A 25,918-nucleotide genomic window follows, 5' to 3' on the forward strand; every position below is an offset into this window, starting at 1 on the left:
CAAGGACGAGGGCGAGGGCGGCAAGGCGCTCGCGGGCTTCCTCGCCGACCAGAAGTTCATCTAACCCCACCCGTTCGCGCATCCAACGATCGATCAGGAGCAACGAATCATGGCTGAGATCCTGGTTCTGGTGGACCACGCCGACGGTGTGGTCCGCAAGCCGGCCCTGGAGCTGCTGACCCTGGCCCGCCGTATCGGCGAGCCGTCCGCCGTCGTCCTGGGCGCCGGTGCCGCGGCCGGCGACATCGCCGCCAAGGCCGCCGAGTTCGGCGCCGCGAAGGTGTACGTCGCCGACGGCGCCGAGTTCGCCGACCAGCTGGTCGTCCCCAAGGTGGACGCCCTGGCCCAGATCGCCAAGGCCAACGACGTGGCCGCCGTCCTGGTGACCTCCTCCGGCGAGGGCAAGGAGGTCGCCGCCCGCGTCGCGCTGCGGATCGGCTCCGGCATCATCACCGACGCCGTCGACCTGGAGGTCGGCGACGGCGGTCCGGTCGCCACCCAGTCGGTGTTCGCCGCCTCGTTCCAGGTGAAGTCCACGGTCACCAAGGGCGCGCCGGTCATCACCGTCAAGCCGAACGCCGTCGCCCCGGAGGCCGCTCCGGCCGCCGGCGCGGTGGAGTCCGTGTCGGTGGAGTTCACCGGCAACGCCGCCAAGGTCACCGCGCGCACCCCGCGGGTGTCCACCGGCCGCCCGGAGCTGACCGAGGCCGCGATCGTGGTCTCCGGCGGCCGTGGTGTCGGTGCCGCCGAGGGCTTCGGCGTGGTCGAGGAGCTCGCGGACGCGCTCGGCGCGGCCGTCGGCGCCTCCCGTGCCGCCGTCGACGCCGGCTGGTACCCGCACAGCAACCAGGTCGGCCAGACCGGCAAGCAGGTCTCCCCGCAGCTGTACATCGCGGCGGGCATCTCGGGCGCCATCCAGCACCGGGCCGGCATGCAGACCTCGAAGACCATCGTGGCCGTCAACAAGGACCCCGAGGCCCCGATCTTCGAGCTGGTCGACTACGGAGTGGTCGGCGACCTCTTCCAGGTGCTGCCGCAGCTCACCGCCGAGGTGACGGCCCGCAAGGGCTGATCCCGCGGGAAGGGTTTCGGAGGGCGTGGCGCCGGGTGCTCGGTGCCACGCCCTCCGTCGTGCCCGGCGGGCGGTGGTGGCGGGCGGTGCGCGGTGCGTGGAGAGGCGGCCCGTAGAGTCGGCGCGAGTGGGTGACGTACGGGCATGAGGCGGACTCATGGCGAGGGGTATGAGACAAGCTCATGCCCGGGGACATGAGGCGGACTCATGGCGCGCCCATGAGTCGAGCTCATGACCCGGACGGGTGACGCGCGGGGCACGACCCGGGCACATGAGCCGAGCTCATGAGCCGGGCGCATGACCTGAACGTGTGACGCGAGGGGCGTGACGCGATGGCGTGGGACGAGGACGAGGACGGTGGCATGGCACTGCTGACGGCACTTCAGGGCGGTTTCGGCGACGCGGCGGACGCGCTGCGGGTCGACGGCCGGGCGCTCTCCCGGGAGGAGCTGCTCGGCGCGGCGACCGCCGTCGCGGACCGGGTGGCCGGGGCCCCCGCGCTGGCGGTGCTCGCCCGGCCCACCGTCGAGACCGTCATCGCCGTGGTCGGCGGTCTGCTGGCCGGTGTCCCGGTGGTGCCGCTGCCGCCGGACTCGGGGCCCAAGGAGCGCGAGCACATCCTGCGGGACTCGGGCGCGGCCCTGCTCGCGCACGCCGTCGGGGAGGCGTTGCCGGAGGGAGGCCGGGTGGAGGGCCTGCCGGTCGACCCCCAGCAGCGCTCCGCCACCACCCACGCCGAGCCGGCCGCGGAGTCGACCGGCTTCGTGCTCTATACCTCGGGCACCACCGGCGCGCCGAAGGGCGCGGTGATCCGGCGCGCGGCGATCGCCGCCGACCTGGACGCCCTGGCCGCGGCCTGGCAGTGGACCGCCGAGGACACCCTCGCCCACGGTCTGCCGCTGTTCCACGTGCACGGGCTGCTGCTCGGCGTGCTCGGCGCCCTGCGCACCGGCAGCCGGCTGGTGCACACCGGGCGCCCCACCCCGGCGGGGTACGCGGAGGCCGGCGGCAGTCTGTACTTCGGTGTGCCCACCGTCTGGTCCCGGCTGGCGGCGGACCCGGAGGCGGCCGCCCGGCTGGCCCCGGCCCGGCTGCTGGTCTCCGGCAGCGCGCCGCTGCCCGTACCGGTGTTCGAGAAGCTGGCCGCGCTCACCGGGCACGCCCCGATCGAGCGGTACGGGATGACCGAGTCGCTGATCACCGTCAGCACCCGGGCGGACGGCGAGCGGCGGCCCGGCAGCGTCGGCCTGCCGCTGGAGGGGGTGCGCACCCGGCTGGTCGGCGAGGACGGCGCGCCGGTGGCGTACGACGGGGAGACCGTCGGTGAGCTGCAGGTTTCCGGTCCGACGCTGTTCAGCGGCTACCTCAACCGGCCGGACGCCGACGCCGAGGCGTGGACGGCGGACGGCTGGTTCCGGACCGGTGACGTCGCGGTGATCGGGGCGGACGGCTTCCACCGGATCGTCGGCCGGGCCTCGGTGGACCTGATCAAGAGCGGCGGCTACCGGATCGGCGCGGGCGAGGTGGAGGCCGCGCTGCGCGATCACCCGTCGGTCGCCGACGCGGCGGTGGTCGGCGTGCCGGACGAGGACCTCGGCCAGGCGATCGTCGCGTACGTCATCCCGGACGGTGCCGTGACGGGGGACCAGCTGACGGCCTTTGTGGCGGAGCGGCTCTCGGTGCACAAGCGGCCGCGCCGGGTCGTGCTGGTACCCGAACTGCCAAGGAACGCACTGGGGAAGGTGCTGAAGAAGCAGCTGCTGGCGGAGGCCGGCGGCCGGTGATGAGGGGGCGTCGGACGCCCTCCCGGTGACGGGTGTTCACCCTGATGCGCCGTCGGTGCTCACCGCCCGTGACCCATCCATTGGCGCACTCCACTGCGCGCCGTGAGCGGACGCGTGCCTAACGTGACACGCAGGCAGGACTGATCTGCCGAGCCGTGCGAACCGGTCCTTCCGGACGTACGGCGGGTTCGAAGCAGTTCCGCGGCCGCCGTCCGGCGGCAGTTCGCAGCGGTCGACACCGATCCGCCGCGATCCGCAACGTCGCAGCAGTGAAGGAAGTCAGCAGGATGACCACCGTCAACACCGGCGCGCCGGATGCCGCCGACGAACCGACCGCGCAGCAGACCGCTGCCACCGCCCGCTCCTCCCGTCCGTCCCGGGCCGCCCGGATCCGTCGGGGGATAGGCATGGTGGCCGTGATCGCGACCGGAGCGGGCGTGCTCGGCCTCGGCACCGGCGTGAGCCCCGCGGTCGCCGAGACCGCGCCGGCGCACGCCGGGTGGGACGGCTCGCGGTACTGGTTCAAGAACAGCCAGGGGCAGTGGCGCTGGACCTCGCACTACAGCGTGTACGTGGCGCGGACCGGGGGCGGCTCCTCGACCAAGTCCTCCTCGACCACCACGTCGAGCGGCGGGATCAAGCAGGGCTGGGACGGCTCGCGCTACTGGTTCCGCAACAGCAAGGGCGAGTGGCGCTGGACCACCCACTACGACATCTACCTGGCGCGGACCGGGGGCGGTTCCTCGTCCTCGTCCTCCTCCGGCTCGTCCTCCTCCGGCGGCTCGGTCGCCGTGGACCCGGACGTCGAGACCGCCGTGCAGTACGCGCTGGCCCAGCTGGGCAAGCCGTTCATGACGGCGGGCAACGGGCCGGACGGGTACGACTGCTCGGGCCTGGTGCAGCAGTCGTTCAAGCGCGGCGGCATCAGCCTGCCGCGGGTCGCCAACGACCAGTACGCCGCCACCACGCCGATCACGGCGAGCCAGCTGCGCCGCGGTGACCTGCTCTTCTGGTCGCCGGACGGGACCGCGCGGGGCATCCAGCACGTGGCGATCTACCTCGGCAACAACCAGTACGTCGAGGCCGCGCGGCCCGGGACCGACATCCGGATCTCGGGGATCAGCAGCGGCTACTACCCGGCGTACATGGGGCGGCCGTAGCGCGTCCGCGGGTCCGTGGATCCGCACGTCGGGGGCGTCCGGTCGGGTCGGCGCCCCCGACGCGTGCTGTGCGTGCCGTGCATGCTGTGCGTGCCGTGCGTGCTGTTCGGGCTTTTCGGGCTGTTCGAGCGACGGCCGGTCAGAGGTCCGTCGGGCGGGGGAGCGCGCCGCGGGCGCCGGGGGCGGTGACGGCGAAGGCCCCGGCGGCGACGGCGGTGGCGGCCGCGGCGGGGAGCTCGGCGCCGCGCGCGAGTTCGGCGGCGAGGGCGCCGCGGAAGACGTCGCCCGCTCCGGCGGTGTCGACCACCCGGACGGCGGGCGCGGGGAGGCGGTGCGACCGGCCGTCGGCGGCGACCAGCGCGCCCTCGCCGCCGAGGGTGATCACCACGCCCTCGGCCCGGTCCGCGAGGGCCAGGGCGGCCGCGGTGACGTCGGCGACCCCGGTGAGCCGATGGGCCTCGGCGGCGTTGGCGACGACCAGCGGGCGGCGCCCGGTCGGTCCGGGGCCGGGCAGGGCTCCGGCGGGGGCGGTGTCGTGCAGCCAGCGGGTGCCGCCGGACGGTCCCTGGGCGGGCAGGGCGGCGGCGGTCGCCCGGATGCACTCGGCGGGGACCTCGTTGCTGGTGAGGACCACGTCGACGGGGAGCAGGTGGAGTCGGGCGAGGGCGGCGGTGACCTCCTCGGGGGTCAGATACGCGTTGGCGCCGGGGACGACGACGACGATGTTCTCGCCGGCCGGGTCGACCAGGACGATCGTCTGACCGGTGGGCGCGTCGGGGTGCGTGTGCACGGCGCCCGTCTCGACCTCCGCGCCGCGCAGGTCCGCGAGCGCCGCCTCGCCCTCGGCGTCGCGCCCGATCTTGGCGACCAGGTGGGTGGCCGCGCCCATCTGGCCCGCCGCCACCGCCTGGTTGGCGCCCTTGCCGCCGAACCCCTGGGCGGCGGCGTCGGCGAGGACGGTCCCGCCGGGGGACGGGAGCGCGGGACACCGGAGGATCCGGTCGGTGGTGACCGATCCGATGACGACGACCCGGCCGACGGGCAGCAGCTTCATCGTCCCTCTGTACGCGCCGGGGTCCGGGCGGCGCAAGCGGGTGGGCAACCGGCGGGCCGTGGAATGCGTGTCAGTGAGAGCGTGGACCGGGTGTCAGTGCGGGGGCGTGAGCGGCGCGCGGGTGGGCGTGCGCGGGAAGTCGGCCCACCCGACATCCTGTGCGGGGGCAATGGTGGAGGGGTGCAATTTTGATGTAGACCGGTCTGCATATTTCTGTACGCGGGCGCCTGGCCTGGGCACATGCCGCTGTCACGGGGCAGACCGGGACGCGCGGGCGGGTGCGTCGGGGAGGCATGGGGAGCCGCTCGGCGCGGGTACCACCACGGGTGGCGCTGGTTCAGCCGACGGGGGCGCTGCCCGGTGTGAACGGCATCGGGGGAAGTCGAGGGGCAGGGGACGTTGTGATCGTCTGGGTCAATGGCACATTCGGGGCGGGCAAGACGAGTGCCTGCCGCGAGCTGGTGGAACTGCTGCCCGGGAGCGTGCTCTTCGATCCCGAGCAGGTGGGCTTCGGTCTGCGCCGGATGCTCCCGGCCGACCGGCTGGCGGCGGTGTCAGACTTCCAGGACCTGGCGGCCTGGCGCCGGCTCGTCCCGGAGACGGCCGCCGCGCTGCTCAACGAGGTCGAGGGCCCGCTGGTGGTCCCGATGACGCTGCTCAGAGAGGACTACCGGGACGAGATCTTCGGTGACCTCGCCTCACACGGGGTCACGGTGCACCACTTCGTGCTGGACCCCGAAGAAACGATCCTGCGTGAGCGCATAACCCACCGCGAGGAGTGCCCGGGCGATCCGGAGGCCAGCGAACGGGTCCGTACCTGGTGCTTCGAGCACCTGCCCCGCTACCGCGCAGCCCGCCGCTGGCTGGTCGGGGACGCCCGCATGATCGACACCAGCGACCTCACGCCCCGGGAGACCGCCCTGCGGATCGCCGAGCTGGTCCGGGTCGGCGCGGCCCGCTGCCCGATCGTCCAGAGCCCCGACCCGACCGGGGACACCGTCGCCTCCGCCGTCCTGTTCTTCGACGAGCAGGACCGCGTCCTGCTCGTCGACCCCGTCTACAAACCCGACTGGGACTTCCCCGGCGGCGTGGTCGAGCGCGGCGAGGCCCCCACCGACGCCGCGCTGCGCGAGACCGCCGAGGAGCTGGGCCTGCGCCTCGACCCGGCCGGGCTGCGCCTGCTCGCCGTCGACTGGGAGCCGCGCACCGGCCCGCGCCGCGGCGGTCTGCGGCTGATGTACGACGGCGGCCTGCTGGACGCGGCCGGCCGCCAGAACGTCCTGCTGCAGCCCGAGGAGTTGCGCAGCTGGCGCTTCGTCACCCTGGACGAGGCCGCCGATCTGCTGCCCCCGAGCCGGTACCGGCGGCTCGCGGCCGCGTTGGAGGCCCGGCGGATCGGGGAGCTGCGGTACCTGGAGGCGGGGTGCCGGGTGGCCGTCGGGCTGGCGAGCACGGCGGACGCGGCGTAGCTGTTCCGGCGGGGTGGCCTGGCTCAGCCCGGTTCGGCCTCGGTCGGCTCAGCGCGGCTCGGTTGGATCGGGCTCGGCCGGGGCCGGACGAGCTCACAGGGGTGGCGGGCGGCGGTACGGGAGGATGGGGTCATGCCGTTCACGCTGAGCCACCCCGCCGCCGTCCTCCCGCTGCTGCGCCGTGCCGGGGAGCGCGGGCCCCTGGTGGCGTCGGCGCTGGTCGCCGGGTCGATGGCGCCCGACCTGCCGTTCTTCGCCGAGTCCCTGCTGCCGGGGGTGTACGGCCACGGCGGGCTGACGCACCGCTGGTGGGCGGTGCCGACGCTGGACGTGGCGCTCGCCGGCGCGCTGGTGGCCGGCTGGCACGGAATGCTGCGGGGGCCGCTGGTGGCGCTGCTGCCCGAGCGGTGGGCGGGCGGCGCCGAGGCGCTGACGGTCCGGCGGGCCGGGGGCGGTACGGGCGCGAGTACGGGTACGGGCGTCGGCGCGGGCGCGGGTACGGCCGAGGGTGTGGCGTGGTTCGCGGCCTCGGCGGCGATCGGCGCGGCCACCCACGTCGGCTGGGACGCGTTCACGCACGGAGGTCGGCTCGGTGTCCGGCTGCTGCCCGTGCTGGACCGCTCGGTGGCCGGAGTCCCGCTGTACGAGGCGCTGCAGTACGGCAGTTCGGCCCTCGCACTGGCGGCGATGGGCGGTTGGGCGTCGCGCGCGGTGGGGGCGGTCGAGCCGGTGCGGCCGGCCGTCCGGCTCGCCCCCCGGACGCGGCGGGCGGCCGTCGTGGTGCTGGGCGCGGCGACGGCCGCCGGGGTGCTGCACCGGCTCAGTCCGCTGAAGCGGAACCTGGTGCCGGAGGTGTGCTTCGGCGCCGGGGCCGGGCTCGCGGTGGGCGCCGTCGGGTACGCGGCCGTGGTGGCGGCCGCCCGCCGGTGGCGCGGCGGACGGCCGGGACCGGGGGCCGGGAGCGGTGGCCCCCGGCCCGGGGCCGGTCAGGCCGGCGTCCGTCAGACGGAGCGCAGCTCGGCGTAGCGGCGGAGGAACAGCGCCTCGGAGAGGGCCATCAGCTCCAGCTCCCGCGGGTCGACGCTCTCGTTGACCGCGTGGATCTGGGTGGTCGGCTCCTCGACACCGATCAGCACGATCTCGGCCTGCGGGTAGAGCGAGCGCAGCGTGTTGCAGAGCGGGATCGACCCGCCCTCGCCGGACGCGACCATCTCGGTGCCGAAGGCCTCCGCCATGGCCGCGCCCATCGCCTCGTACGCGGGGCCGGTGGTGTCGGCGCGGAACGCGGAACCGCAGCCCTGGCGCTCGACGGTGAGCTTGGCACCGAGCGGGACCCGCGCCTCCAGGTGGGCGATCAGCGCGTCCTGGGCGGCGGCGGAGTCCATGCCCGGCGGGACGCGCAGGCTGATCAGCGCCTTGGCGGCGGCCTGGACGGAGGAGGTGGCGCCGATCACCGGCGGGGCGTCGATGCCGAGGACGGTCACCGACGGGCGGGCCCAGAGGCGGTCGGCGATGGTGCCGGTGCCGGTCAGCGCGACGCCGTCGAGCACCTTCGCGTCGGCGCGGAACTGCTCCTCCGGGTACTGCACGCCCTCCCAGGTCTGGTCGGCGCTCAGCCTGGCGACCGTGACGTCGCCGTTCTCGTCGTGCAGCGAGGCCAGCATCCGGACCAGGGACTGCAGCGCGTCCGGGGCGGCGCCGCCGAACGCGCCGGAGTGCAGGTTCCCGGCCAGGGTGGTGACCGAGGCCTCGACCACCGTCATGCCGCGCAGCGAGGCGGTCACCGTGGGCAGGCCGGGGGCGAAGTTGCCGGTGTCGCCGATGATGATCGCGTCGGCGGTGAGCAGCTCGGGGTGCGCCTCGGCGTACCGCTCCAGGCCGCCGGTGCCCTGCTCCTCCGAGCCCTCCACGATGATCTTCAGGCCGACCGGGTAGGCGTCCCCGTACACCTGGCGCAGCGCCCGCAGGGCGGTCAGGTGCATCAGGATGTTGCCCTTGCAGTCCGCGGCGCCGCGCCCGTACCAGCGGCCGTCACGCTCGGTCAGCTCGAAGGCGGGGCTGGACCAGCCGGCCTCGTCGAGCGGGGGCTGGACGTCGTAGTGCGAGTAGAGCAGGACGGTCGGCGCGCCCGCCGGGCCGGGCAGCTCGGCGTAGACGGACTGGGTGCCGTCCGGGGTGTCGAGCAGCTGGACGTTGGTCAGGCCCTCGGCGGCGAACGCGTCGGCGACCCAGCGCGCGGCCTTCTCGCACTCCTCGACCGGGAACTGGCGCGGGTCGGCGACCGACGGGAAGGCGACCAGCTCGGCGAGGTCGGTGCGGGCACGGTCCATCAGGGACCGGACGGCGTCGGCCAGGGGCTGTGACATCGGGGCTCCGAGGGGGTGGGGCCGCCCGTGGGGTGCCGCGGGCGGACGGAGTCGGTTGGGGTACCGCCGATCATAGGCGGGAGCGGAACCGGGAGCTCCGAGGGCCGGGCGCTCCGAGCCGGCCGGGCGGGCCGGGGGCCGGGGTCGGGCCGGGTGGCGCCGGGGGCAGGCGCGCGGTGTTCGGGTGGGCGCCGGATGTTCAGGGCGCGCGGCGTCGGGTGGTGCGGCGTCCGGTGGGGCGGGCGGACGCATAGGATTGCTCGACGTGAATGACTCCGGAAGCTCCGATTCCCGCAGCCCGCTCGACAGCCCGCTCGACGGGACGGCCTCGCCGCTCGACGACGCGGCCTCGCCGCCGGACGGCGTCTGGGACGTCGTGGTGGTCGGCGCCGGACCGGCCGGCTCCTCGGCCGCTCACGCCGCCGCCGTCCAGGGCCGCCGGGTGCTGCTGCTCGACAAGGCCGAGCACCCCCGCTACAAGACCTGCGGCGGCGGCATCATCGGCCCGTCCCGGGACAGCCTGCCGCCGGACTTCCGGCTGCCGCTGCAGGACCGGGTGCACGCCGTCACCTTCGCGTACGACGGGCGGTACACCCGTACGAGGCGTTCTCAGCGGATGCTGTTCGGCCTGGTCAACCGGGACGAGTTCGACCTGCGCCTGGTGCAGGCGGCCAAGGCGGCCGGGGCGGTGCTGGTCACCGGAGTGACCGTCACCGGCGTCGAGCAGCGCGGCGGCGAGCACCGGACCGCGCTGGTGACGGCCGCCGACGGGCGCACCTTCGAGGCCCGCGCGGTGGTCGGCGCGGACGGCAGCGCGAGCCGGATCGCCCGGCACGTCGGCGTCACCTTCGACCAGATCGACCTCGGGCTGGAGGCGGAGATCCCGGTGCCGCCGCAGGTCGCGGCCGACTGGGCCGGCCGGATCCACCTCGACTGGGGCCCGCTGCCCGGCAGTTACGGCTGGGTGTTCCCGAAGACCGAGACCAGCAGCCTGACCGTCGGCGTCATCTCGGCGCGCGGCGACGGCGAGCGGACCAAGCAGTACCTCGCCGACTACATCCGGCGGCTGGGCCTGTCCGGCTTCACCCCCAGCGTCGAGTCCGGACACCTGACCCGCTGCCGGGCCGAGGACTCGCCGCTCTCCCGCGGCCGGGTGCTGGTCGCCGGCGACGCGGCCGGACTGCTGGAGCCGTGGACCCGCGAGGGCATCTCGTACGCGCTGCGCTCGGGCCGGCTGGCCGGTGAGTGGGCGGTGCAGGTCGCCGAGGCGGGCAACGCGGCGGCGGTGCGACGCGAGGCGCTGAACTACGCGTTCGCGGTGAAGGCCGGGCTGGGCGTGGAGATGCGCGCGGGCAAGCAGCTGCTGAACGCCTTCGAGCGGCGGCCGTACCTGTTCCACGCCGCGGTCTGCCTGGTGCCGGCCGCCTGGCGGGCCTTCGCGCGGAACACCCAGGGGCACACCACCTTCTCCCAGGTGCTGCGGCAGAACCGGGCGGCGCGGAAGCTGACGTCGATGGCGGCGCGGTAGGGCGGTCGTACCCGCGCGGGGCCGGTGACCCTCCGGTTCGGGAGGGCCGCCGGCCCCGCGCGCTTCCGCAACCAGACGGCGGGAGCGGCTACTTGAGGCCGGTGTCGAGCGCGGACATGAGCGTGCCGGACGGGGTGTCGCCGGACATCTCCCAGATCATGCCGCCGAGCAGGTTCTTCGACTTGAGGTAGGCCGTCTTCTGGGCGATCGACCAGGCGTCGTCGAAGGTCCACCACTGCCCGCCGGCCCCCGTGTAGCCGTACGTCGCAACGGACTTGGGGTCGTGGTAGACGGTGAGGCCGGGGACGCCGGTGATCAGGTTCTGGTACCCGCGGGTGCCGGCCTCCTCGGCGAACTGGCCCGGCGCGGCACCGGTCGCGGACTGCCAGACGCCCTTCGCGCCGCCGTCCGCCACGCCCTGCCAGCCGCGCCCGTAGAACGGGAAGCCGATGGTCAGCTTGCGCGGGTTGACCCCGGCGCCGAGGTAGGCCTGGACGGCCGCGTCCACGCTGAAGTGGAAGCCGTACGGGTCGTTCGGGTCCTGGTACAGGTTGCCGGCGTGGCCGGTGCGGTTCGGTTCCCAGGAGTTGTCGCTGCCCGAACCGTGGAAGTCGTAGCCCTGGACGTTGGCGATGTCCAGCGAGCCGAAGATCCTGCCCACGTCCCAGCCGGCGGCGACCTTCGCCGGATCGGCCGGGGTGAAGGCGGTGAGCAGCTTGTGCGAGCCGCCCAACGCGTCGAGCTGCTTGCGGAATTCGGTCAGCAGCAGGGTCAGGTTGTCCTTGTCGCCGGCGCTCCAGTGGTTGCCGGCGTGACCGTCGGCGGAGCCGGGCCACTCCCAGTCGAGGTCGATGCCGTCGAAGATCCCGGCGGCCACGCCGTCGCCGCCGGCGCCGTTGTAGACCGGCAGGTTGCCCTTGATCCAGGTGTCCACGCAGGACTTGACGAACTTCCGGCGGGAGGCGTCGGTGGCGGCGACGTCGGAGAAGTACTTGGAGTACGTCCAGCCGCCGAGTGAGACGACCACCTTCAGGTTCGGGTGCTTGGCCTTGAGCTTCTTCAACTGGTTGAGGTTGCCGCGGAGTTTGCCCCAGCCGTCGTCGGCCACGCCGTCCACCGACTGGTCGGCGCTCATCGGGCGGGCGTAGTCGGCGTCGGCGTCACCGGCTCCGGTGCCCTGGTCCGGGTCCTGCGGGTTGGCGGTGGTGCCCTTGGTGACGCCCGCGAGGCAGGTCAGGTTGACCGGATCGATGTTCTCGAAGGCGTAGTTGACGATGTCGAGCTTGGCGGCGCTGCCCGAGGTCTCCAGGTTCTTGACGAAGTACTGGCGGCCGTAGATGCCCCACTGGACGAAGTACCCGACCCGGGCGTACTTCCCGGCGCCGACCAGGTCCGAGGTGGTCACGGTGAGCGGCGCCGAGGCGGGCGAGGCGTTGTCGGCGGCGTCGCGGGCCTTCACGGTGAACGTGTAGGCGGTGGACGGCGAGAGGCTGCCGACGGTCGCGGCCAGGGCCTTGCCGGTGACCGTCGTCACCAGGGCACCGCCCTGGTAGACGTCGTACGCGGCGACCCGGACGTTGTCGGTCGCGGCGTTCCAGGCGAGCGAGACGTCCGTCGAACCGACCGCGGTGGTACGGAGGTTGGCCGGCGCGGTGGGCGGGACGGTGTCCGTGGCCGGGTCGAAGGTGGCGGCGGTGACGGGCGCGCTGAGCGGACCGGTGTTGCCACGGCTGTCCCTGGCCCGGACGGTCAGGGTGTACGAGGTGGCCGGGGTGAGGCCGGTGACCAGGGCGCTGGTGGCCGGGCCGGACGCGAGGACGGTGCCGCCGCTGCCGCCGTTGCCGCCGTCCAGGACGTCGTAGGAGGTGACCGGGAAGTCGCCGCCGGTGGCGGCCGGCCAGCTCAGGGCGAGGGTGTGCGCGGTGGACTCGGTGACCGTCGGGGCGCCCGGCGCGGACGGCGGGACGTCGGGGGTGCCGTCGCACTTGTCGCCGTTGATCCGGCAGTTGAGCGGGGTGGCGGCCGGGCCGCTGCCGACGAACCAGAAGCTGTACGGCTCGGTGGTGCCATGGGCGTTGACGGTGGAGTTGTAGAACGCGGCGACCACGCTGACGTGCCGGCCGCTGATGGTGGCGGTGCCGTTGTAGCTGTTTCCGATGGTGACGCCGGCCGGGAGGTCGAACTCCAGGGTCCAGCCGGAGACTGCGGCCGCGGTGTCGTTGTGGACGATGTAGGTGCCTTGCCACCAGGAGCCGTTGTCGGCGGTGGTGAAGGCGGCGGTGAGCTTCCCGGCGGCGTTCGCCGGGGTGGCCAGCGCGGTGAGCGCGGCGAGAGGGAGGAGCAGGACGCTGAGCAGTGCGAGCAGTCTGCTGCGCATGCGTGGGCGTCCGGCCCGGGATCGAGCGGACATGGTTCTCCCTGTGGCTGTGGGGGTGGAACAGGGGGACGTAGAACCGGGGTTGATCCGTGCACGACCGGTGCCCGCGCCGTGGGGGGCGGGGGCATGGGCACTGTAGGAGGACTGGACCAATGCGTCAACAGGTCTGTACCACTGGAGAGTTGGGCGGGTCGGGTGTTCGGTCGGCCCGCCCGCTATCCGTTCGCGCCCGTCAGCTCGTCCCCGAGCGGGCTGCGCAGGTACAGCACCGAGCGGCCGTGCCGGGCCCGGGTGACCAGGCCGGTGGCGGCGAGGACGGACAGGTGCTGGCTGACCGCGCCCGGGGTGACGCCCAGCCGGTAGGCGAGGTCGGTGGTGGAGGCGGGCTCCGCCAGCAGCGCCAGCAGCCGGGCCTTCGGCGCGCCGACCAGGGCCTCCACCGCCCGCGCCGGCACCGGGGCGCCCCGGCCGGCCATCCCCGCCTGCCCGCGTGCCGGGTAACTGATCTGCGGTGCGCGCTCGTTGCTGATCATCGTGATCGCGCCGCGGACGAAGAAGGTCGGACACAGCACCAGGCCGCGCCCGTCCACCGCCGTCTCGACGTCCCCGCCCGTCCAGTGCCGGTTGATCGACAGCGCGCCGTTCTCCCAGCGGAGCCGGTGGTCCAGGTCGGCGAACAGGGCCGCCGCGCCGTGGTGGGCGAGCAGCCGGGCGCGGTAGACCAGGTCGGCCTCCAGGGTGGCGCGGGCCTGCGGCCACCAGGTGGGCGCGAGGCACGCCTCCCAGTACTCCTCCAGTGCGTCGGCGATCCGCGCCAGCAGCTGTTCCGGATCGGCGAGACCTGCCTGCAGCGTGGCGGGCAGCGGCTGGCCGTGCGGGAGGAAGGTCAGCTCCAGTTCGGGGCGCAGTTGCTCCGGCGGCAGTGCGCGGACGGCGGCGAGCTCGGAGCGGAACTCGGGGGAGGGGGAGACCGGTCGGGGGGTCAGGAAGTCGGGGACCCAGCGGTTCTGGGCGACGAGGGAGAGCAGCAGGCGGGAGTCCAGCCGCTCGAAGGCGGGCCGGAGCCGCTCGAAGGCCCCGCTCTGCAGGTGGTAGACGCCGGGGTGGGTCCACATCCGCAGGCTGAGCACGGCCTCGTGGATCGGGGAGACGGCGAACCAGGTGCTGGCGAGGTCGGCCAGGCGGAGCGTGTACCGGTGCACGGGCGTCCTTCTGCTGGGATCCGGCCGGAGGAGGGGAGTCCTTTGGGCTCAGGATTTAGCCAGAGCCTAAAGGAATACCCGCACCGCTCCGCCGGGCGGTGGGATCTTCGTATGACCACCTCGACGGCGGAGTCCTCCGCACCTTCCCCTGCCATGCCCGAAAGCGGATCCGAGAAGCCGGCTGCGCCCGAGAGCCGGACTGCCTCCGAGGGTCCGGCGGCGCCCGAGGGCCCGGCTGTTCCCGAGGGCCCGGCGGCGCCCGTCGACCCGTCCGGTACCGGCGCCGCCGCCGCCCTGCGGCGCCGGCTCCACCCCGACCCGACGGTCCGCCGGCTGGCCGGGATCACCCTGGTCAACACGGTGGGCAACGGCCTGTCCCTCTCCGTCGCGGTGCTGTTCTTCACCCGGGTCCTCGGCCTGAGCGCCGCCCAGCTGGGCCTCGGGCTGACCGCCGCCGGACTGTGCGGGGTCATCGCGAGCGTGCCGGCCGGCCGGGCCGCGGACCGCTGGGGCGCCCGGCGGGTCCTGGTGGTGCTGGTGTCGGTGCAGGCGGTTGCCACGGCCGGGTACGTGCTGGTGCACAGCTACCCGGCGTTCGTCGCGCTGGCCTGCCTGGTCTCCGCCGTGGACCGGGGCTCCGCCGCCGTCCGCAACGCGCTCTACGCCGAGGTGCTGCCCGCCGACCGGCGGGTGGCGGGCCGGGCCCACCTGCGGGTGGTCACCAACATCGGGATCTGCCTGGGTACGGCGCTGGGCGCGATCGCGCTCCAACTGGACACCAGGCCGGTCTACCTGACGGCGATCCTGGCCGACGCCGTCTCCTTCGCGGCCGTCGCCGTGCTGTTCCACCGCCTCTCCGTCCCGCCGCGCCCCTCGACCGCGGTCCGGTCCTCGACTTCGGTCCGGTCCTCGGCCGCGGGCGGACCGACGGCGAAGACCGGCGTGGCCGACCCGTCGGACCCCGCGGGCAAGGGCGTCAAGCAGGGACGGCGGCGGAACCCGGCGCTGCGGGACGGTCCGTTCCTGGCCGTGACGGTGCTGAACGCCGTGCTGTGCCTCCAGTTCGCCGTCCTCGAGGTCGGCGTGCCGCTCTGGATCGTGCAGGAGACCGAGGCGCCGCGGATCACCGTCGCGGGCACCCTGGTCGTCAACACCCTGCTGGTGATCACCCTGCAGATGCGGGCCACCCGGGGCACCGAGGAGCGCGCGGGGGCAGCCCGGGCCTGCGGACGTGCCGGTCTGGTGCTCGCCGCCTCCTGCCTGGTGATCTCGGTGGCACCCGGTCTGCCCTCGGTCCTCGCGGCCGCGGTGGTGCTCGGCGGCGTCATGCTGCAGTCGCTCGGCGAGGTCACCGCCCAGGCGGGCGGCTGGTCGCTCAGCTACGACCTCGCGGGCGAGCGTGACCACGGCGCCTACCAGGGCGTGTTCAACGCGGGCACGGCGGCGGCGCTGATGGCCGGCCCGGCGCTGGTCAGCACCGCGGTGATCGGGTACGGCACGGCCGGCTGGGTCGTCCTGGGCGCGCTGCTGGCGGCAGCGGGCCTGGGGATGCGCCCCGTCGTCCGGTGGGCCGGGCGACGGGACGCGAGCCTCGGGGCGGCGTGAACCCCGGCTACTCGGGGACCACCGCCAGGGCCTCGATCTCGATCAGCACCTCCGGCCGGAACAGCGCCACCACCTGCATCGCGGAGGCGGCCGGCAGCGGCAGGGAGCCCAGGTACTCGTCGCGGGCCTCCCGGACGGCCGGGAGGTAGGCGATGTCGGTCATGAAGAAGGTGAACTTCACGACGTGCTCGAAGCCGGCCCCGGCGGCGGCCAGGCACCGGCGCAGGTTCTCGAACACCTGCCGCGCCTGAGCCTTCGGGTCGTCCACGCCGACCAGGTTCCGCTGCTCGTCGAAGGCGACCTGACCGGACACCTGGACCAGCCGGCCGGTGCCGGTGACGACCTGGGTGTAGCCGGTGCCGGGCGCGACGCCGGGCGGCTCGGTGATGTGGGTGAGGTGAGAGGTGGTCATGGCGCGGATCCTCGGCCATGATCCGCCGGCACCGCAAGACCCGGCCCCGTACGGCCGACCCGCTCAGCGCACCACCTCGGGCAGCTCGCGCAGGAACGGACGGTCGGTGGCGGGGAGTTGGGCGGCCGGCCCGCCCGAGCGCAGCACCACGTCGAGGACGGCGTCCGGGTCGGCCGCGTAACCGCCGCTGGCCCAGGCCGCGTTGGCCTCCACCACGGCCCAACGGCCGTCCTCGGTACGGCCGACGTCCACCACGGAGGCGCTCGGCAGCGGCGCGTCGGACGTGGCGGCGGCCAGGACGTCGCGGGTGAACGCGAGCACCTCGGCGCACTCGCCGTCGGGCACCTGGGTGCCTCCGGGCGCACTGATGGTCCCGAGCGGGGCGACGGACAGGTCGCCGTCCACCGCGTAGCGAGAGCCGGCCCGCACCGCGCCGTCCAGCACGAACAGCCGGTACTCCGTGGCGAACCGCACCACGTCGCTCACCAGCACCGGGGTGTCGTCGTCCAGCAGCCCGGGCCCCGGCAGCGCGCCGCCGTCGGGGTAGACCCGGGCGGCGAACAGCTTGTCCACCGGCGGCTTGACGAAGGCCGGGCGCCGCAGCCGGCGCGCCTCGGCCAGGGTGGTGAAGGCGACCCGGCGTCCGGTCAGGGCGAGCGGCAGCCGGGTCAGCCAGTCGGCCGCCGGCTCCAGCAGGCCGAGGCCGAGCTCCCGGCCGACGGCGTCGCCGAACAGCGGCCCGCCGTACACGTGCACCGCCGCGCCGAGCAGCTCGCGCGGGGCCTGCCAGGACGTCGCCACGAACGCCCGCAGACCGCGCCGTCCGGCGGCGGTACGAAGCTGCAGGCCCGTCTCGTTGATGCGCGGGGCGAGGAGCAGGGCCGGGGTGTCGGTGGTCATGGCGATGATGCTGCCCTGGGCGGGTGGCCGTGACCAGTGGATTACGGTCCGGGCGCCCGCTGCCTCGGATCCGTCGGTGGTCCGGTCGGTGGTGCGGCAGGTGGTTCGGTCGGTCCGGGTGTCGGTTCGGTCGGCGGATCGGTGAGCGGGCCGGGTTGGCTCTGGCCGAGGGGCGGGTGGGCGTGCCAGAGTCGTCCGGGCGCGCTCCGGGGACCCCGGACCGCGCCCGCAGTCCGACCCACCCTCAGCCGGAAGGCAGGCCCACCGATGACCAGCGCCGAGCCCCTCGTCCGCGTCAGCACCGCCGACGCCGTCACCACGCTCACCCTCGACTCGCCGCACAACCGCAACGCGCTCTCCACCCGCCTGATGGCCGAGCTGCACGCCGGACTGGCGGCCGCCGCGGCCGACCCGGAGGTCCGCGTCGTCGTGCTCGGGCACACCGGCAAGGTGTTCTGCGCGGGCGCCGACCTCTCCGAGGCGACCGGCGCGGACCCGACGGTCGGCCCGCGCGGCCTGGTCGAGCTGCAGCGGGCGATCGTCGACTGCGCGAAGCCGGTGATCGCCGTCATCGACGGGCACGTCCGCGCGGGCGGCCTCGGCCTGGTCGGCGCGGCGGACCTCGCGGTCGCCGGACCGGCCTCGACCTTCGCCTTCACCGAGGTCCGGCTCGGCCTCGCGCCCGCCGTCATCTCGCTGCCGCTGCGCCCCAAGCTGGAGCCCCGCGCCGCCTCCCGCTACTACCTCACCGGCGAGGTCTTCGACGCCGCCGAGGCCGCCCGGATCGGCCTGATCACCAGTGCCACCGGGTCCGCCGAGGACACCGGCGTCGTGCTGAAGGGCCTGCTGGACGCGCTGCGCCAGGGCTCCCCGCAGGGGCTGGCGGAGTCGAAGCGGCTGGCCAACGCGGACGTGGTGCGCTCCTTCGAGCGGGACGCCGACGAGCTGGTGGGACTGTCAGCGCGGCTGTTCGGCTCGGAGGAGGCGCAGGAGGGCATGCGGTCGTTCCTGGAGAAGCGGCCCGCGCGCTGGGTGCGCTGACCGCGGGGCCGCTCCCCGGCTCTATTGACCCTTGAGGTTGGGGCCCGGACCGGTTGACGGTCAGGACCGCTCGTACGTGAGGATCAGCGGACCATCGCCGTGGCGCGCCAGAGGTCGAGCAGGTCCAGGTCACCGGTCGGTTCGACCTTCCGGGCCCGGTCGGCCGACAGCCGGTTCCACAGCAGCAGGTAGAGCTCGTCGGCGGGGCCGGTGAGGGTCAGATCGGCCGGTTCGGGGCTCTCGCCGGTGGTGACGGTCAGCGGTTCCTGGGTGATCGCCAGGTGCCAGGAGCCGGGGCCGTCGTTGGCCCGGACCCGGAGGGTGCGCGGCCGGTCGCTGTGCAGCGTGGCCCGGCCGCGGGTCATGAAGCCGCGCAGCAGCTCGTCGATGCCGTCCAGGGCGAGCGCGGTGTCGACGACCGGTCCGGGCTCGCCGGCGGCCGAGTCGGCGTCGTGGCGGTGGACGGCGGTCTCGTGCGCCTGGCGCCGGGCCCAGAACGCCAGCGGGCTGGGCGCGGGCAGGAAGGTCCAGCACTCGACGTCGGCCGAGGCCTCGGCGAGCGTGCGCACCAGGGCGGCGTGGCCCTCCCGGAACCAGTCGACCAGCGCGGCGTCCGAGGGCATCGGCCCGACGACGGCCTCCTCGTCGGCCTCGTCCAGCGGCGCCCGCAGGCCCCGGGCGGGGAAGGCGGCGGCCCAGCGGTGGACGTGGCCGGTGTGCCGCAGCAGATCGCGCAGCTGCCAGTCCGGGCAGGTGGGGACGGGGGCGGACAGGTCGGTACGGGCGGCGGCGTCGGCGAGCAGGGTGCCCTCGTGGCGCAGCGCGTCGATGTGCTCGGTGATCTCCATGGCACGGAGTCTTCCACCGGGGGGTGTCACCGGTCGCGGGTTTCGGACATTCCTTCGGGGCCGCCGTCGAGCCTGTGGTCGAGGCCGTCGTCGGAGCGGTGTCGGGACCGCCGTCGGGGCCGTCGGCGGGTCCCTGGCGGGGTCCTCGGCGGGGCCTTCGCGGGTGGGGCCGGTGGGGCCGACGGGGTCGGTGTGATGTTGGCCGCCCGGCGGCCGGGCGTGGGCTACGGACCGGTAACGTGAGCGCATGCCGATAACCCGTTCCCTCGTCTCCGCCGTCCGGGCGGGTGGCCGCCGTGCCGCCGGGCGCCTCGTCCACCGGGGCTGGCGCTGGATGCAGCGGACCGGTGCGGTCACCAACCGGAGCCCGGGCCCGTACCGGTTCGGCGAGCTGGGGGACGGGACGACCCTCGCCTTTCCGCTCGGGGCGGTGTTCAACGAGCAGTGGATCACGATCGGGCCGTTCTCGATCATCGGCGAGCGGGTCACCATCAGCGCGGGCTTCCTGCCCGGCCTCGACCTCGGGCCGGAGCCGATCGTGCGGATCGGCGGCGGCTGCGTGATCGGCCGCGACAGCCACATCGTCGGCCACCAGTCGATCGTGCTCGGCGACGACGTGTGGACCGGGCCCGGCGTCTACATCTCCGACCAGGCGCACGAGTACCGGGCCACCGACCTGCCGATCGGCAAGCAGTGGCCGCGCAACGAGCCGGTGGAGGTCGGCGCCGGCAGCTGGATCGGCACCGGCGCGGTGATCCTGCCGGGGGCGCGGATCGGCCGCAACGTGGTGGTCGCGGCGGGCGCGGTGGTGCGCGGCGACGTGCCGGACCACAGCGTGGTCGCCGGGGCGCCGGCCAAGGTCGTCCGCCGCTGGACCGCGGAGGACGGCTGGCAGCCGCCGCTGCGCCACGACGCGCCCCAGCCGGTGCCGGACGGCGTGACGGCGGAGCAGTTGCGGGCCCTGGTCGGCTGGGACCTGCGGCTGCCGGGGGAGCAGGGCTGACGGCCCGCGCCGCTACTCCTGCCGGAACCCCGGAAGGAACAGCGGGAGCAGGCGCCCGACGGTCCCGGATCGGTCCGGAACTACCGTACGGGCGAGGCCTGTTCGGCGTCCCGGGCGGCGAGGGCGGCGGTGATCCGCGGGATGTCGGCGGGGCGTGCCGGGTCGAGGCCGGTCAGGGCGGCGATCCGGCGCAGCCGGTAGTCCACGGTGTTGGGGTGCAGGTGCAAGGCACTCGCGGTGTGCCGGCGGTTGAGGCCCCCGGCCAGGTGGGTGCGCAGGGTGGTGAGCAACTCCCCGCCGTCGGCCAGGGGTTCGATCAGTGCGGCGAGCCTGGCGCGGGCCCGGCTGGGCCGGGTCAGCTGGTACTCCAGCAGGACGTCGTCCAGCCGGTGCAGCCCGGGTGGACGGCCGAACGCCCGGGCGACGGCCAGGACTTCGTACGCGAGCGCGGCCGCTTCGGGGACTTCGGCGGGGGCAGCCGCGGCCGCCCCCGCCAGGACGGCCGCACCGGCGGCGCGGGCGACGGCGGCGACGGTGGTGGCGAGCTGCGCCCAGGGCGCGTCGGCGGTGGCGCTGTCGGGCCACTGCGGTGAGTCCGGTGGCTCCGCGGGTGCGTGGAGCGGGACGAGCACCAGTCCGCCCGAGGCGGTGAGCGTGCTGAGCGCCGACTGGCGGGTGCGGTGGTCGAGTTCGGCGGTGAGCCGGCGGAGCTTGCGGCGGGCGGCGATGCCCGGGTCGACGCCGGGCGAGTGCTCGTCCGGGTGGTCGGCGATGGACAGGCAGAGCACGGCGTAGCGGGCGGGCAGCCGGAGACCGGCCCGGTCCGCGGCTTCCTCGGCGGGGGAGCCCGCGAGCAGTGCGGTGAGCAGGGACTGCCGGGCCGCGCACCGCCGGTCGGTGGCCGGCCGGCGCCCGTCCAGGTAGCCCGCGCCGGCGGCGGTGGTGACCTCGCGGAGCTGGTCGAGCAGCAGCCGGTTGAGGACCAGCAGTTCGGCGGCGTCGCCGTCCCGGGCGTGCCGGGTGACGAACTCCCAGCAGACCTCCAGGCCGAGGTGGTGGGCGAGCAGGACGGCGTCCAGCGGCAGGCCCTCCTCGGCGCGCCGGGCGGCGGCCTCCCGGACGGCGGTGAACTCCTCGGCGGGGGCGGGGAGTCCGGTGCGCACGGCGTGGGCGAGGGCGCGGATCCGGCGCTCGGTGTCCCGGGTGAGTTCGCCGGTGAGCTGTTCGCGGGGCAGGCGGCGGTAGACCGGCACCCGGTCCAGCAGGGCCGCGACCACGGCCTCGGCCAACTCGCGGACGCCGCCGATGAGCCGCTGGTCGGCCGGGAGGCCGCCGATCACCGGGGCGCACCAGCCGGGCGTCTGCGCGGAGGTGCTCGGGGTCGGGCAGTGGGGTGCGTTGTGGTCGGTCACAGAGAACACCGTCCAGGTCTGGGGAACGCCCAAGGGCCGGGCCGGAGGGGCGACCGCATGATGGAGCCACTCGGGTTACCTGTTGGTAACAAAATTCAGCTGTGGAGGCAACAGTTGAGAACCCCACTTCTCCGCTTCTCCGCAAGTCCCTTGCGCCGTAGGCTCGGCGGCACGTTCGGCGCGGCCCTGCTCGCGGGTGCGCTGCTGGCGGGCGCGACGGCCGTCCCGGCGGGCGCGGCCCCGGCCGTGGCCGCCGGTGTCGAGGCTGCCGGTACCGACGCCGCCGGTGCTTCCGGTACCGCACTCCCGCCCGACGGCGACACGGTGGCCTCGCCGCCCGGCGCCAACGACTGGACCTGCCGGCCGAGCGCCGCGCACCCCGACCCGGTCGTCCTGGTGCACGGCACCTTCGCCAACCGCTACGAGAACTGGCTGGCGCTCTCCCCGCTGCTCAAGAGCCTCGGGTACTGCGTCTTCGCCCTCGACTACGGGATGATCCCCGGCGTCACCTCCAGCGGCAGCGGCCTGCTGCTCCCGATCGGGGGCCTCGGCCCGGTTCCGGAATCGGCCGCCCAACTCGCCCGCTTCGTGGACCTGGTGCGCAACGCGACCGGCGCGGCCAAGGTCGACATCGTCGGGCACTCCCAGGGCGGCATGCTGCCGAACTACTACCTGAAGTTCCTCGGCGGCGCGTCCAAGGTCGGCAGACTGGTCGGGCTGGCACCGTCCAACCACGGCACCACGCTCGACGGGATCGTCAACCTCGCACCGTACTTCCCGGGCGTCAGGGACCTGATCTACACCGTCTGCCAGGCCTGCCGGGACCAGGCCGTCGGCTCCGACTTCAACAAGACGATGGCCTCCCGGCCGGACACCGTGCCGGGCGTGCGCTACACGGTGATCTCGACCGTGTACGACGAGGTCGTCACCCCGTGGCGGACCCAGTTCCTGAACGGTCCGGACGTCGACAACGTGGTGCTGCAGAACCACTGCCCGATCTCGCTCGCGGAGCACGTCGCGATCGCGTTCTCGCCGACGGCGCTGCACCTGGTGACCAACGCCCTGGACCCGGCGCACGCCACGCCGGCGCTCTGCGGCTGAACCGCGACGGCGCTCCCGCCCCCCGCTCCTGTGGCCGGGGGCGGGAGCGCCGTCGGCGTTCGTGGCGTCGGCGTTCGTGCGTCAGCGTTCGTGCGTCAGCGTTCGTGCGTCAGCGTGCGTCCGTCGGCGTTCGTGTGTCAGCGGGTCGTACGGAAGGTGATGACGGCGGTGACGCCGTCCGGGCGCAGCCCGTGGGTGCCCGGTACGGCCGACAGCGCGGCGTCGTAGCGGGCGAGTTCGACGGCGTCGGTGCCGCCGAGGACGGCCGAGCCGGCCAGGCAGACCAGGAGGACGGTGCCCTCGGCCGGGACCTCGACCGTGATTGGCGCGGTGGCCAGGTCGACGGTGGCCTCGACCCGCCCGCGTCGCGTCATCACGTTGAAGTCCACCACCGGGCCGGCCAGCAGGCGGCAGTCGGTGGTGGCGTCGCCGGAGAACGGGAACGGCCGGTAGGGCGTGTCGACCCGCTGCTCGACGCCGTCGACGGTGAGCGCCATTCCGGCACCCTCGACCAGGGTGATCACCCGGTCGATGCCGGGGAACGGGGAGAACGGTCCGGCCGAGGCCACGTCGGCCAGGCTGACCCGCCAGTCGAAGCGGTCCAGCCCGGACCCGGCCGGGAAGCCGGCGACCTCCCTGGTCACCCCGCCCCCGTTGAGCCACGCCGTTGCCGGGCGCTCGCTCGCCCGCAGTACCTGGAAGCGTTCGCTGGTCGTCATGGCCCCGCATCCTGCCACTGCTCGGGCGGGCCCGTCAGCGGCGGGGGTGGGGCGGGGGAGGGAGGCGAACAACGAACAGCGAACAGATGACAGCTGACAGATGTTGAAATCTGAAAGCTGTCATCTGTCATCTGTTTGCCGTCAGCCGTCAGCCGTCAGCCGTCAGCCGTCAGCCGTCAGCCGTCAGCCGTCAGCCGCTCGTCGCCAGCCGTCACCGGAACCGCCGACCGACCGAGAGCGGGAGCAGCGCCGCCGCCGTCGCCGCGACCGCGACCGTGGTGAGGGCCAGCGGCAGTCCGGCCGCGTCGGCCAGGAAGCCGATCACCACCGGGCCGATCAGCATCCCGCCGTACCCGAGGGACGAGGCGAGCGCGACCCCCTGCGGGCCGCCCGCCTCCCCGGCCCGGGCGATGGCGAGCGGGAAGAGGTTGGCCAGGCCGAGACCGACCAGGACGAACCCGCCGATCGCCAGGGGTGCCACGGGCGCGAGGGCGGCGACCAGCATCCCGGCCGCGGCCGTCAGCCCGCCGAGCATCATCAGCCGGGTCTGCCCGAGCCGGATGGACAGCCAGGTGCCGCCGACCCGACCGCCCGCCATCGCGAAGGCGTACGCGCCGTACCCGGCCGCCGCGACCGCGGAGCTCGCGTGGACGTCGTCGGTCAGGTGGAGAGTGGTCCAGTCGGCGACCGCGCCCTCGCCGTACGCGGTGCACAGCGCGGTGACGCCGAGCAGCAGCACCAGCAGCCGAGCGGACCGACGCGCCGCGCCCGCGTCCCCGCCCGCGTCCCCGCCCGTTTCCCCCTCCCCGCCCGGGTGGCCCGCGGCTTCGGACGCACCGTCCGTACCGGGCTCCGCGCCGCCGCCCCGGCCGGGCACGACCGCCGGCGCCGCCGGCCCGCGCAGCAGCACGACGCCCGCGCCGACCGTGACGGCCATGCCCAGCAGCCCGCTGAGCGCGAGCGCCCAGGCGGTGCTCAGCGGCCCGGCGAGCAGCCCGCTGACGCCGGTGCCGAGCAGGCCGCCGAAGCTGTACCCGGCGTGGAAGCTGGGCATGACGGGCCTGCGCAGCTGTGCGACCAGGTCGACGGCGGCGCTGTTCATCGCGACGTTGGCCCCGCCGTACCCGGCGCCGAACAGCACCAGCGCGGCGCCGAGCGCCGTCACCGAGTGGGTGTGCGCGGGCAGCAGGACGGCGAGGCTGAGCAGGGCGAGCGAGCCGACGGTCACCGGTCGCGAGCCGTACCGCAGGCAGAGCCGGCCGACCGCGGGCATGGTGAGCACGGCGCCGATCGACAGGCAGAGCAGAGCGAGCCCGAGGGCGCTGTGCGAGGCGCTGACCTGCCTGCGGACGTCCGGGATGCGGACGACCCAGGCGGCGAAGAGGAAGCCGTCGACGGCGAAGAACGCGGTGAGCGCGATGCGCGTGGGGCCCCAGGGGCTGTCGGTCACCGGGGGTGTGCTGCAAGACTGGGAGGAGGGCCGGACCGGGCGGGGATGGGCACGGATTTTGTTACGAAGCGGCACAAAGTCACAATAGGGGCGTGCAGCTCTCACCATCAAGCCCGCGTCCCGGCACCGGGAACGACCCCGACGCGCCGCGCGACGGCCACCGTCGCGCGGCCCCCGACCGAGGCCGGACGCTGCTCGGCCCCGCCCTGTCGCTGATCCACACCGGCCAGACGCCGACCCGTTCGGCGCTCACCCGTGCGCTGGACGTGACCCGGGCCACGGCCGGCGCGGTGACCGCCGAACTCGAGGCGCTCGGCCTGATCACGGTCGACTCGCGTCCGGCCGGCGGGGGCCGCGGACGCCCCTCGCACCGGCTGGCGATCGACCCGCGGGGTCCGGTCGTGGTCGCCGGGCAGATCCACGCCGACGGGCTGAGCGTCACCCTGGCGGGCCTCGGCGGGCTGCTCGACCAGCCGGTCCACCTGCCGCTGCCGGCCGCCACCGACCCGGTCCGGATGCTGCGCGCCGTCGCCGAGGCGGGCGCCGGACTCGCCCGGGCGACCGACCGCCGCTGCCTGGGCGCCGCGCTCGCGCTGCCCAACCCGGTCACCGAGCCGGACGGCGCGGCGCTCGCCGCGCTGCACTTCGCCTGGCCGAGCGGCACCCCGGTCGCCGACCTGTACGACGTCGAGGTCGGCCGCGCCGACCACGGCCCGAGGTCCCTGCGCCCGCTGCCCACCGCGATCGCCAACGACGCCAACCTCGCCGCGCTCGCCGAGTACCGGCACGGCGCCGGCCGCGGCGCCCGGCACCTGCTCTTCGTCACCTCCGGCCACCGCGGCGTCGGCGGGGCGCTGGTGATCGACGGCCACCTGCACACCGGCAGCGCGGGCCTCGCCCTGGAGGTCGGCCACCTCACCGTCGACCCGCAGGGCCGCCCCTGCATGTGCGGCAACCGGGGCTGCCTCAACTCCGAGACCGACCCCGACGCGCTGTTCGCCGCCGCCGGGCTCGCCCCCGAGCCGGGCCGCCCGCTGCTCGACCAGGCGCGCGAGCTGTGCCGGGCGGCCGCCACGGACGACCGGGCGCGCGCGGCGGTCGAGCACGTCATCGACCGGCTCGGGCTCGGGCTGGCCGGTGTCGCCAACATCCTCAACCCCGACCGGGTGGTCCTCAGCGGTCTCCACCTCGACCTGCTGGAGGCCGCGCCCGAGCGACTGCGCGCGGTGGTCGCCGACCGCAGCCTGTGGGGGCGCAGCGGACGGGTGCCGATCGTCGGCGCGGAGCTGGCGCACGGCGCGCTCGCGGGCGCGGCCGAGCTGGGCTGGGGCCCGTACCTGGCGGACCCGCAGTCGGTGCCGGTCGAACTCGGCTAGACGGGGGCCGAACGGGCCGGGTCGGACGGGCCGAGTCGG

The 25,918-nt window shown here is 74.8% G+C and carries 21 protein-coding genes; 11 read left to right on the forward strand and 10 right to left on the reverse strand.

The genetic code is table 11. The annotated features are described in order from the left end of the window. The first annotated feature begins 109 nt into the window (after positions 1-109). The 3 genes from IE332_RS33590 (at position 110) to IE332_RS33600 (ending at position 4,016) form a co-directional block, all read left to right on the forward strand. Positions 110-1,072: an electron transfer flavoprotein subunit alpha/FixB family protein gene (locus IE332_RS33590; RefSeq protein WP_189923982.1), complete on the forward strand. Its 963-nt coding sequence runs from the start codon at positions 110-112 to the stop codon at positions 1,070-1,072. A 362-nt stretch (positions 1,073-1,434) separates the two neighbouring features. Continuing rightward, a complete protein-coding gene (locus tag IE332_RS33595) occupies positions 1,435-2,856 on the forward strand; it encodes an acyl-CoA synthetase (protein WP_189924095.1) in 1,422 nt (473 codons plus the stop codon). A gap of 287 nt (positions 2,857-3,143) precedes the next feature. Next, positions 3,144-4,016, forward strand: coding sequence for a C40 family peptidase (locus tag IE332_RS33600; protein WP_189923984.1), 873 nt, complete (start codon positions 3,144-3,146; stop codon positions 4,014-4,016). 139 nt (positions 4,017-4,155) lie between these two features. On the opposite strand, the gene IE332_RS33605 is transcribed toward IE332_RS33600, so the two are convergent. Continuing rightward, positions 4,156-5,070: a PfkB family carbohydrate kinase gene (locus IE332_RS33605; protein ID WP_189923985.1), complete on the reverse strand. Its 915-nt coding sequence runs from the start codon at positions 5,068-5,070 to the stop codon at positions 4,156-4,158. 401 nt (positions 5,071-5,471) lie between these two features. On the opposite strand from IE332_RS33605, the gene IE332_RS33610 reads away from it, so the two are divergent. Continuing rightward, positions 5,472-6,539 (forward strand): NUDIX hydrolase, encoded by a 1,068-nt coding sequence (locus IE332_RS33610; RefSeq protein ID WP_189923986.1) that lies wholly within the window; start codon positions 5,472-5,474, stop codon positions 6,537-6,539. Between the two features lie 132 nt (positions 6,540-6,671). After that, entirely contained in the window at positions 6,672-7,565 is an 894-nt protein-coding gene (locus IE332_RS33615; protein WP_189923987.1) for a DUF4184 family protein, read from the forward strand. On the opposite strand, the gene IE332_RS33620 is transcribed toward IE332_RS33615, so the two are convergent. Continuing rightward, complete coding sequence (locus tag IE332_RS33620) at positions 7,541-8,905, reverse strand: dipeptidase (protein WP_189923988.1); 1,365 nt, start codon at positions 8,903-8,905, stop codon at positions 7,541-7,543. The genes IE332_RS33615 and IE332_RS33620 overlap by 25 nt on opposite strands. A 265-nt stretch (positions 8,906-9,170) precedes the next feature. On the opposite strand from IE332_RS33620, the gene IE332_RS33625 reads away from it, so the two are divergent. Beyond that, on the forward strand, positions 9,171-10,433 hold the full coding sequence (locus IE332_RS33625) for a geranylgeranyl reductase family protein (protein WP_373313912.1): 1,263 nt from the start codon (positions 9,171-9,173) through the stop codon (positions 10,431-10,433). A gap of 88 nt (positions 10,434-10,521) precedes the next feature. On the opposite strand, the gene IE332_RS33630 is transcribed toward IE332_RS33625, so the two are convergent. Further along, a complete protein-coding gene (locus IE332_RS33630; protein WP_229929116.1) occupies positions 10,522-12,810 on the reverse strand; it encodes a glycosyl hydrolase family 18 protein in 2,289 nt (762 codons plus the stop codon). A gap of 215 nt (positions 12,811-13,025) precedes the next feature. Continuing rightward, positions 13,026-14,012: an ArsR/SmtB family transcription factor gene (locus IE332_RS33635; RefSeq protein WP_229929117.1), complete on the reverse strand. Its 987-nt coding sequence runs from the start codon at positions 14,010-14,012 to the stop codon at positions 13,026-13,028. A gap of 153 nt (positions 14,013-14,165) precedes the next feature. On the opposite strand from IE332_RS33635, the gene IE332_RS33640 reads away from it, so the two are divergent. Next, complete coding sequence (locus IE332_RS33640; protein WP_189923991.1) at positions 14,166-15,617, forward strand: MFS transporter; 1,452 nt, start codon at positions 14,166-14,168, stop codon at positions 15,615-15,617. A gap of 7 nt (positions 15,618-15,624) precedes the next feature. Here IE332_RS33640 and IE332_RS33645 read toward each other — a convergent pair whose 3' ends face one another. Both IE332_RS33645 and IE332_RS33650 read right to left on the reverse strand, forming a co-directional pair. Further along, positions 15,625-16,029 (reverse strand): RidA family protein, encoded by a 405-nt coding sequence (locus IE332_RS33645; RefSeq protein ID WP_189923992.1) that lies wholly within the window; start codon positions 16,027-16,029, stop codon positions 15,625-15,627. Positions 16,030-16,092: 63 nt separating this feature from the next. Next, the gene (locus tag IE332_RS33650; RefSeq protein ID WP_189923993.1) at positions 16,093-16,929 is read right to left on the reverse strand and encodes an ATP-grasp domain-containing protein; all 837 of its coding nucleotides are present in this window, start codon (positions 16,927-16,929) and stop codon (positions 16,093-16,095) included. A gap of 267 nt (positions 16,930-17,196) precedes the next feature. Here IE332_RS33650 and IE332_RS33655 point away from each other — a divergent pair, with 267 nt between their 5' ends. After that, entirely contained in the window at positions 17,197-17,970 is a 774-nt protein-coding gene (locus tag IE332_RS33655; protein ID WP_189923994.1) for an enoyl-CoA hydratase family protein, read from the forward strand. A gap of 83 nt (positions 17,971-18,053) precedes the next feature. Here the strand turns inward: IE332_RS33655 and IE332_RS33660 are convergent, their stop codons facing one another. After that, the gene (locus IE332_RS33660) at positions 18,054-18,818 is read right to left on the reverse strand and encodes a maleylpyruvate isomerase family mycothiol-dependent enzyme (RefSeq protein WP_189923995.1); all 765 of its coding nucleotides are present in this window, start codon (positions 18,816-18,818) and stop codon (positions 18,054-18,056) included. A gap of 247 nt (positions 18,819-19,065) precedes the next feature. On the opposite strand from IE332_RS33660, the gene IE332_RS33665 reads away from it, so the two are divergent. After that, positions 19,066-19,821 carry an acyltransferase gene (locus IE332_RS33665; protein ID WP_189923996.1) on the forward strand — a complete coding sequence of 252 codons (756 nt, stop codon included), beginning with the start codon at positions 19,066-19,068 and terminating at the stop codon, positions 19,819-19,821. A gap of 80 nt (positions 19,822-19,901) precedes the next feature. Here IE332_RS33665 and IE332_RS33670 read toward each other — a convergent pair whose 3' ends face one another. Beyond that, entirely contained in the window at positions 19,902-21,233 is a 1,332-nt protein-coding gene (locus IE332_RS33670) for a PucR family transcriptional regulator (protein ID WP_229929118.1), read from the reverse strand. A 150-nt stretch (positions 21,234-21,383) separates the two neighbouring features. Here IE332_RS33670 and IE332_RS33675 point away from each other — a divergent pair, with 150 nt between their 5' ends. Further along, the gene (locus IE332_RS33675) at positions 21,384-22,334 is read left to right on the forward strand and encodes an esterase/lipase family protein (RefSeq protein ID WP_229929119.1); all 951 of its coding nucleotides are present in this window, start codon (positions 21,384-21,386) and stop codon (positions 22,332-22,334) included. 137 nt (positions 22,335-22,471) lie between these two features. Here the strand turns inward: IE332_RS33675 and IE332_RS33680 are convergent, their stop codons facing one another. After that, entirely contained in the window at positions 22,472-23,053 is a 582-nt protein-coding gene (locus tag IE332_RS33680) for a HutD/Ves family protein (protein ID WP_189923997.1), read from the reverse strand. A gap of 211 nt (positions 23,054-23,264) precedes the next feature. Continuing rightward, positions 23,265-24,578, reverse strand: coding sequence for an MFS transporter (locus tag IE332_RS33685; protein ID WP_373313916.1), 1,314 nt, complete (start codon positions 24,576-24,578; stop codon positions 23,265-23,267). A 17-nt stretch (positions 24,579-24,595) separates the two neighbouring features. Here IE332_RS33685 and IE332_RS33690 point away from each other — a divergent pair, with 17 nt between their 5' ends. Then, a complete protein-coding gene (locus IE332_RS33690) occupies positions 24,596-25,879 on the forward strand; it encodes an ROK family protein (RefSeq protein WP_189923999.1) in 1,284 nt (427 codons plus the stop codon). Positions 25,880-25,918 lie beyond the last annotated feature (39 nt).

Source organism: Kitasatospora xanthocidica, assembly GCF_014656195.1.
Taxonomy (GTDB): Bacteria; Actinomycetota; Actinomycetes; order Streptomycetales; family Streptomycetaceae; genus Kitasatospora; species Kitasatospora xanthocidica.